Source organism: Elioraea sp. Yellowstone, from assembly GCF_006704265.1.
Lineage (GTDB): Bacteria > Pseudomonadota > Alphaproteobacteria > Acetobacterales > Acetobacteraceae > Elioraea.
Genome location: NZ_VIKA01000025.1, coordinates 25,918 through 33,003, shown reverse-complemented (window position 1 = coordinate 33,003; position 7,086 = coordinate 25,918). Strand labels below are relative to the sequence as shown.

Annotated in this window: 8 protein-coding genes; 5 read left to right on the top strand and 3 right to left on the bottom strand. The window is 74.1% G+C overall.

Going from position 1 to position 7,086, the window contains the following annotated elements:
* The 5 genes from FK498_RS06020 to FK498_RS06000 all read left to right on the top strand — a co-directional run.
* Window positions 1-298, top strand: a 298-nt coding sequence (locus tag FK498_RS06020; RefSeq protein WP_237560848.1) for a hypothetical protein, incomplete at its 5' end; no start/stop codon positions are given.
* Entirely contained in the window at window positions 295-1,032 is a 738-nt protein-coding gene (locus tag FK498_RS06015) for an aspartate/glutamate racemase family protein (protein ID WP_141852579.1), read from the top strand. The genes FK498_RS06020 and FK498_RS06015, both read left to right, overlap by 4 nt.
* 41 nt (window positions 1,033-1,073) lie before the next feature.
* Window positions 1,074-2,288, top strand: a complete 1,215-nt coding sequence (locus tag FK498_RS06010) for an MFS transporter (protein ID WP_141852578.1) — start codon at window positions 1,074-1,076, stop codon at window positions 2,286-2,288.
* Between the two features lie 44 nt (window positions 2,289-2,332).
* Window positions 2,333-4,090 (top strand): glucan ABC transporter ATP-binding protein/ permease, encoded by a 1,758-nt coding sequence (locus FK498_RS06005; protein ID WP_141852576.1) that lies wholly within the window; start codon window positions 2,333-2,335, stop codon window positions 4,088-4,090.
* Window positions 4,091-4,246: 156 nt separating this feature from the next.
* Entirely contained in the window at window positions 4,247-4,678 is a 432-nt protein-coding gene (locus FK498_RS06000; RefSeq protein ID WP_141852574.1) for a CBS domain-containing protein, read from the top strand.
* Window positions 4,679-4,741: 63 nt separating this feature from the next.
* Here the strand turns inward: FK498_RS06000 and FK498_RS05995 are convergent, their stop codons facing one another.
* From FK498_RS05995 to FK498_RS05985, 3 genes are read right to left on the bottom strand one after another with little or no spacing between them, the layout of a single operon-like run.
* A complete protein-coding gene (locus FK498_RS05995) occupies window positions 4,742-5,617 on the bottom strand; it encodes an oxaloacetate decarboxylase (RefSeq protein ID WP_141852572.1) in 876 nt (291 codons plus the stop codon).
* Between the two features lie 4 nt (window positions 5,618-5,621).
* Window positions 5,622-6,353 (bottom strand): DnaJ domain-containing protein, encoded by a 732-nt coding sequence (locus tag FK498_RS19900; protein ID WP_141852570.1) that lies wholly within the window; start codon window positions 6,351-6,353, stop codon window positions 5,622-5,624.
* Window positions 6,350-7,069, bottom strand: a complete 720-nt coding sequence (locus FK498_RS05985) for a VWA domain-containing protein (protein ID WP_202614764.1) — start codon at window positions 7,067-7,069, stop codon at window positions 6,350-6,352. The genes FK498_RS19900 and FK498_RS05985 overlap by 4 nt, the downstream gene beginning before the upstream one ends.
* Between the last annotated feature and the right edge of the window lie 17 nt (window positions 7,070-7,086).

Here is a 7,086-nt window from a genome sequence, read left to right as displayed (position 1 = left end):
CCGCATCGCCGCGGCCGCGGACGGCAGGCCCGTGCGCCCCGCCGGCGGGTTCCGCAACGAGCGCACGGAGGTGGAGATCACGCTGCCCTGCGGCGCGGCTGCCGTGCTGGCGCTCGACCGGTCGCAGATGCCGGACGGCGCCGAACAGCACGAGCTGGAACTCGAGGTGCACCGGCGCGCGGCCGCCAGCGCGGCGGCCTGGCTCGGCGAACTGCTCGCGCGCGCGGAGGTGCCGGCGCGCGCCGCGCGCTCCAAGCGCAGCCGCTACGAGGCGTCGCGCCGGCGGGGTGCCGCATGAGCCTGCGCATCCTCGTCGCGAACGCGAACACCACCGCGGCGGTGACGGAGATCTGCGCCGCGGCGGCGCGCACCGCCGCCTCTCCGGGCACCGAGATCGTCGCGGCGACGCCGCGCTTCGGCCCGGCGATCATCGCCTCGCGCGTCGAGAACGCGATCGCGGGCCATGCCATCCTCGACTGCCTGGCCGAGCACCACGAGGGCTGCGATGCGGCGGTGCTGGCGGTCTCCTACGACACCGCGCTCGCCGCCGCGCGTCAGCTCCTGCCGATCCCGGTGGTGGGCATGACCGAGGCGGCGTGCCTCGCCGCCTGCATGCTGGGCGGCCGGTTCGGTCTCGTGACGTTCTCCTCGGCGGGGCTCTATCGCGAGCTGATCGCGTCCTACGGCCTGTCGTCCCGGCTCTCGGGGATCGGGCTTGTCGCGGCAAGCCCCTATGACGCGGCCTCCGATCCGGCTGGCGTCGCGGCCAAAGTGGCGGAAGCGGCGCGTGGGCTGGCGCGCGATGGCGCCGATGCGGTGATCCTCGGCGGCGCGGCACTTGCCGGGATGGGCGGGCGCATCCAGGCGGAGGTGCCGGTGCCGCTGGTGGATGGGATCGCGGCAGGCGTGCGTCTGGCCGAGGCGCTGGTGGGGCTCGGGGTGAGGCGGCCGCGCGCGGGCAGCTACGCCGCGCCGACGGGGCGCGCGAGCGTGGGGCTCGGCGGGGCGCTGGAGCGGCTCCTGCGCGGCTGAGCCCCCTGTCGCGCGCGGGCAAGCGCGGCTAGCGTCCGCGCATGTCCGCCCCATCCGGACCGGCGCTGCCCTGGCGCGCGGTCGTCGCCCTCTCCGTCACCATGATCATCGCCTGGGGGTCGCAGTACTACGCGATCGCCGTGCTCGCCCCCGCGATCGCCGAGGCCGAGGGCTGGTCGCGCGAGGCGATCTTCGGCGCCTACTCGCTGGGGCTCCTGGCGCAGGGGCTCTGCTCCTTCCCGGTCGGGCTGCTGCTCGACCGCTTCGGCGGGCGGATCGTCATGAGCGTGGGGTCGGTGCTGTCCGCGCTCGCACTCGCTGGCCTCGCCGCGGCGCCGTCCGAGCCCTGGTTCTTCGCCGCCTGGGTGGCGACCGGCGCGGCGATGGCGGCGACCCAGTACGAGCCCGCCTTCGCCACCATCACGGCCTCCTTCGGCGACCAGGCGCGGCGCGCGATCACGATCCTCACCTTCGCCGGCGGGCTCGCAAGCACCGTTGCCTGGCCGATCACGGCGGCGCTGCTGCCGCGCCTCGGCTGGCGCGGCACCTATCGCATCTGGGCCGCCGCCGCCCTGCTGGTCTGCCTGCCGCTGCACGCGACGCTGCTGCCGGGCGCGCGGGTGGCGCGCGGCGCGGCGCGGCGCCCCCTCGGGCCGATCCTGCGCGCGGCGGCCTTCTGGTTCGTGGCGCTGGCGCTCACCACCGGCGCGGTGCTGTTCTCGATCGTCGCCGTGCACGCGATCCCGATGCTGCAGGAGGCGGGGCTCTCGGCGACCGCGGCGGTGGCGATCGCCTCCTTCACCGGGCCGATGCAGGTGGCGGGGCGCGTGCTCGAGTTCGCCGGGCTGCAGCGCGTGCGCCCGAGCCGCGTGGCGATCCTCGCCGCCGCTGCGCAGCCGGTGGCGATCGTCGCGTTGATGGGGGTCGGGCAGTGGTGGTGGCTCGCCGGGGTCTATGTCGTCCTGTACGGCGCCTCGGGGGGGATCCTGACGATCGTGCGCGGCACCGTGCCGGCCGAGCTGTTCGGGCGCGAGGGCTATGGCGCGGTCTCCGGCGCGCTGGGCACGCCCGGGATCGTCGCGCGCGCGATCGGGCCCTATGCGGCGGCCTGGCTCTGGCAGGCGGCGGGTGGCGACTACCGGCCGGTGCAGGTCGTGATGGTGGCCTGCGGGGTGCTGGCGGCCCTGGCCTTCCTGGGCGCGGCACGCTGCGCCCCGCCGCCGGGGCCGGCGGTGGGCCCGCCAGCCGGGCGTTGACACCCCGCCCTGATCCCGCCGCAGGCAAGGCGTAGGCAGCGTCCATGTCCTTCACGGGTCTCTATGCCCGGGTCCTCGGCCTGCTCGCGCCGGAGCGCGCCACCGCGATCGCCCTCGCGGTCGCGAACGTGCTGCTCGCGGGCCTGACCTTCCTCGAGCCCGTGCTGTTCGGCCGCGTCGTCGACATGCTGGCGACCGGCGCGACCCGCCCCGCCGAAGAGGTCTGGTCCGGCACCGTGACGCTGCTCGCGATCTGGGCGGCGGTCGGGCTCTCGGGGATCGTCGCGGCGATCCTGGTCGCGCTCCATGCGGACCGGCTCGCGCACCGCAACCGGCTCGCCGCCATGCACCGCTTCTTCGAGCACGTGCTGCGCCTGCCCCTCTCGTTCCATGGCGATACCCATTCGGGACGGCTGCTGAAGATCATGCTGGGCGGCGCCGACAACATGTTCTGGGTGTGGCTCGGCTTCTTCCGCGAGCACCTCGCCACCTTCGTGATCGCGCTGGTCCTGCTGCCGCTGACGCTCCTGATGAACTGGCGGCTCGCCGCGCTGCTGATCGTGCTCGCGGCGCTGTTCGCGGTCGCCGCCGCGGCGGTGATCCGGCGCACGCAGGAGGCGCAGCGCGAGGTCGAGGGGCATCACGCCACGCTCGCCGGCACGGCGGGCGATGCGCTGGCGAACGTGATGGTGGTGCAGTCCTTCGTGCGGCTCTCGGCCGAGGCGCAGCAGTTCCGCGACACCATGCGCCGCCTGCTCGCGGCGCAGTTCCCGGTGCTGACCTGGTGGGCGCTGCTGACGGTGCTGACGCGCGCGGCCTCGACGCTCACGGTGATCGCGATCTTCGTGCTCGGCACCTGGCTCACCCTCGCGGGGCGGGCGAGCGTGGGCGAGATCGTCACCTTCATGGGCTTCGCGACGCTGCTGATCGCGCGGCTCGAGCAGGCGGTCGGCTTCGTCTCGACGCTGTTCATGCAGATGCCGGCGGTCGCGCTCTATTTCGAGGTGATGGACACGCGCTCGACCGTGCCGGAGAAGCCGGACGCGGTCGTGTTCGGCCGCGTGCGCGGCGAGGTCGCGTTCGAGCACGTCACCTTCGGCTATCCCGGCGGGCCGCCCGTGCTGCGCGACGTTTCCTTCACCGCCGCGCCCGGGCGGACGGTGGCGCTGGTCGGCCAGACGGGCGCGGGCAAGTCGACCGCGATGGCGCTCCTGCAGCGGCTCTGGGATCCGCAGGCAGGGCGCATCACCGTCGACGGGGTGGACATCCGCGATGTCACGCTCGCCTCCCTGCGCGCGCAGATCGGCGTGGTGTTCCAGGAGAGCCTGCTGTTCAACCGCTCGATCGCCGACAACCTGCGGGTCGGCAAGCCGGACGCCACGCAGGAGGAGCTCGAGGCCGCGTGCCGGCTGGCCGAGGCGCACGACTTCATCCTGCGCCAGCCCAAGGGCTACGAGACGCTGGTGGGCGAGCGCGGCGCCACGCTCTCGGGCGGGCAGCGCCAGCGTCTGGCGATCGCGCGTGCGCTCCTCAAGGACCCGCCGATCCTGATCCTCGACGAGGCCACGAGCGCGCTCGACGCCGCGACCGAGGCGCGCGTGCAGCGGGCGCTGCGCGCGCTGATGCGGGGCCGCACGACCTTCGTGATCGCGCACCGCCTCTCCACGGTGCGCGACGCCGACGAGATCCTGGTCTTCGCCGAGGGCCGCATCGCCGAGCAGGGCCGTTTCGACGATCTGGTCGCGCGCGGCGGCATCTTCGCCGACCTGGTGGCGACGCAGCTCGCCCCGGCGGCGGACTAGGGTCCGACCGGCCGGAACCGGCCCTCGAGGCGGGCCGGGGGCCGATCGGCCTTGCCCTGCCCTGCCCGACGGTTGCGCCGCCGGTTGTGAAAGTGGAAGACTCGCTCCCGTCCGGGAGGGACCGGGCGCCCTCCCCGTCGGATCGGAGGAGACCCCATGACCGTTGCCGCGATCCTGAACAGCAAGGGTCCCGAGGTAGTGGCCATCCGCCCCGACCAGACGCTGGAGGCGGCGGCGAAGCTGATGGCCGAACGCCGCATCGGTTCGGTGCTGGTGATGGACGGCGAGGACGTCGCGGGCATCCTGTCCGAGCGTGACATCGTGCGCGCGATCGCTGGCCACGGCGTGGCCGCGCTCGCCATGCCGGTGGCCGGGGCGATGACGCGCGAGGTGGTGTTCGGCCAGCCGGCGGACACGGTGGACAGGGTGCTGGCGCTGATGACCGAGCGGCGCATCCGTCACCTGCCGGTGAAGGACAAGGGGCGGCTGGTCGGCCTGGTCTCGATCGGCGACGTGGTGAAGAAGCGGATCGAGGACGTCGAGCAGGAGGCGGAGGGGCTGCGCGCCTTCGTGCACGGCGCCGGCTGATCGGGTGCGGGTCCTGCGGCGCGCATCGTCGCCGCATCCCCCCGGCTTCCCGCGCGCAGGGCCTTACTCGGCCCAGCGCGCGTCGAACGCCCAGACCTCGGGGAATCCCATCATCTCCGAGAAGGCGCGGAAGTCATGCAGCGGCACCGGCGAGTGCAGCGTCGTTCCGCGCTCCCTGAGCGCGGCGTAGCCCCGCCGCATGGCCTCGGCGGCGGCCAGGAACCCGGCGGTCGGATGGAGCGCGACGGTCACGCCGAGCGCGCGCAGCCGTTCCGGCGCGAGCACGGGAGTCGTTCCGCCCTCGACCAGGTTCAGCAGCACCGGCTTCGAGGTCACCCGCAGCACGGCCTCGATCTCGGCCTCGCTCTCCGGCGCCTCGACGAAGATCACGTCGGCGCCGGCGCGATCGAAGGCCTCGGCGCGGCGCAGCGCCTCGTCAAGGCCGAGCGGGGCGCGCGCGTCGGTGCGCGCGACGATCAGCAGGTCGGCCGAGCTGCGGCTGTCCACGGCGACCTCGATCCGCCGCACCGCCTCCTTCAGCGGCACCACGCGCTTGCCCGGCGTGTGGCCGCATTTCTTCGGGAACTCCTGGTCCTCGAGCTGGATCGCGGCCACGCCCGCGGCCTCGTAGCCGCGCACGGTGTGGCGGATGTTGAGCAGCCCGCCATAGCCCGTATCGGCATCCGCGATCAGGGGCGCGGCGATGCCGTGGGCGAAGCGTCCCGCCCGCTCCACCATTTCGGTATAGGTGGCGAGGCCGGCATCGGGCAGGCCGAGCAGCGAGGCGACCGTGCCGTAGCCCGTCATGTAGAGCGCGGGGAAGCCGGCGCGATCGGCGATCTTCGCCGAGATCATGTCGAAGATGCCGGGCACCACGGTGAATTCCCGGGCGCGCAGGCGCGCGGCGAGCGCGGCGCGGCGGGCGGCGAAGTCGGTCATCGCGTCAGTCTCCCAGGAGCAGGTCGCGCGCCTGGTTGATGCGCGCGGCGAGCCAGTCCGATCCGCCGCGGTCGGGATGCGCGCTGCGCATCAGGCGGCGGTGCGCCTCGCGGATCTCCTCGTCGGAGGCGCCGGGCCTGAGCCCGAGGATCGCGTAGGCCTCCTCGCGCGTCATCGCGCCGGAGGCGCGGCCGTGGTCTGCGCGCGAGGAGCCGCGCGCCTCGCCGGCGGCGTCCTCGGCGGCATCCCGCCAGGCCTCGCCGAAGGCGCGATCGAGCCAGGCCTCGAGCAGGGGCACGCTCTCGCCGTCGGTGGCGCGGCAGTCGAGCCAGAGCGCGATCAGGTCCGGGAGTGCGAGTTCGGCGAGCTCGCGGCCGCGGAACGCGCCGCGCAGCACGGTGCCGGACATCGTGCCGCTGTCGAGATCGAGGCGCATGCGCAAGGTCGCGGTCTCGACCTCGCTGATGCGCGCCTCGCGGCCCGGCCCGGCGCCGAAGGTGCGGCGCGCCTTCCACTGGTTCAGCCAGCGCATCACCAGCGGGCCGAGCACGATCGCGAGCATGAGGGCCTGCCCGCCCTTGCCGGTGAACAGCAGGAACAGGGCGAGCGCGCCGCCGGACAGGAGCGCGAGCCACTTCAGGACCGTCTTGATCGTCTCGGGACGGGCATTGGCGAAGGCATGCGCCGACCAGAGCAGCAGCGCGACTGCCGCGACCCCGACGAGGAACCAGGTCATCCGCGCCGGCCGGCGAGCTGGTGCGTCAGCAGTGCCGCGGCGCCGCTGCGCGACGGCGGCAGGCGGGAGAGCGCCTCGCGCCCGCCGGCGGCGTAGACCGCGACGGCGGCGAGCAGGTCGCGCAGCGTATCGGCCGAGGAGAGGTCGAAGGGCGCGTAGGCGCCGCCCGAGAGGCGGGCCAGCTCGCGGAAGCAGCGCTCGACCAGCGGATCGCGGCCCTCCTGGAAGAAGAAGCCGGGGCAGTTCAGCATGCCGAGCTCGCCCGCGCGGTGGGCGAGGATGTCGGGGTTCTCCTCCATCGCGTCGCCGATGAAGACGAGCGCATTGACGCGCTCGCGGCGGGTCTCGGCGATCGCGTGCTCGAGCACCTTCTGGATCTGGGTCTGGCCGCCGAGGCAGGTCACGGTGGTCATCCGCCGCGTGATCTCGTCCACGTCGGAGAGCCAGGGTGTGGCCATGAACTCGCCGTAGCCGCGGTAGTAGGCGAGGCTCATGGACAGCCCGCCGAGCGCGCGCGTGGCCTCGAACATGTGGCCCGTCAGCGTGCAGGCGCGGTCCCAGGTCGGCTGGCGCGAGGCGGTGGCGTCGATGGTGAAGAGCAGGCGGCCGCGCCTGCCCGCCCCCGCGCGCACGGCGGGCATGGTCTCGACGCGCTTGAGGAACGCCGCGACGGCGGCGCTGGTCGGCCTGTCGGTGAGGCGTCGGTCCCCGGTCATCCGGCCTCTCAGATAGG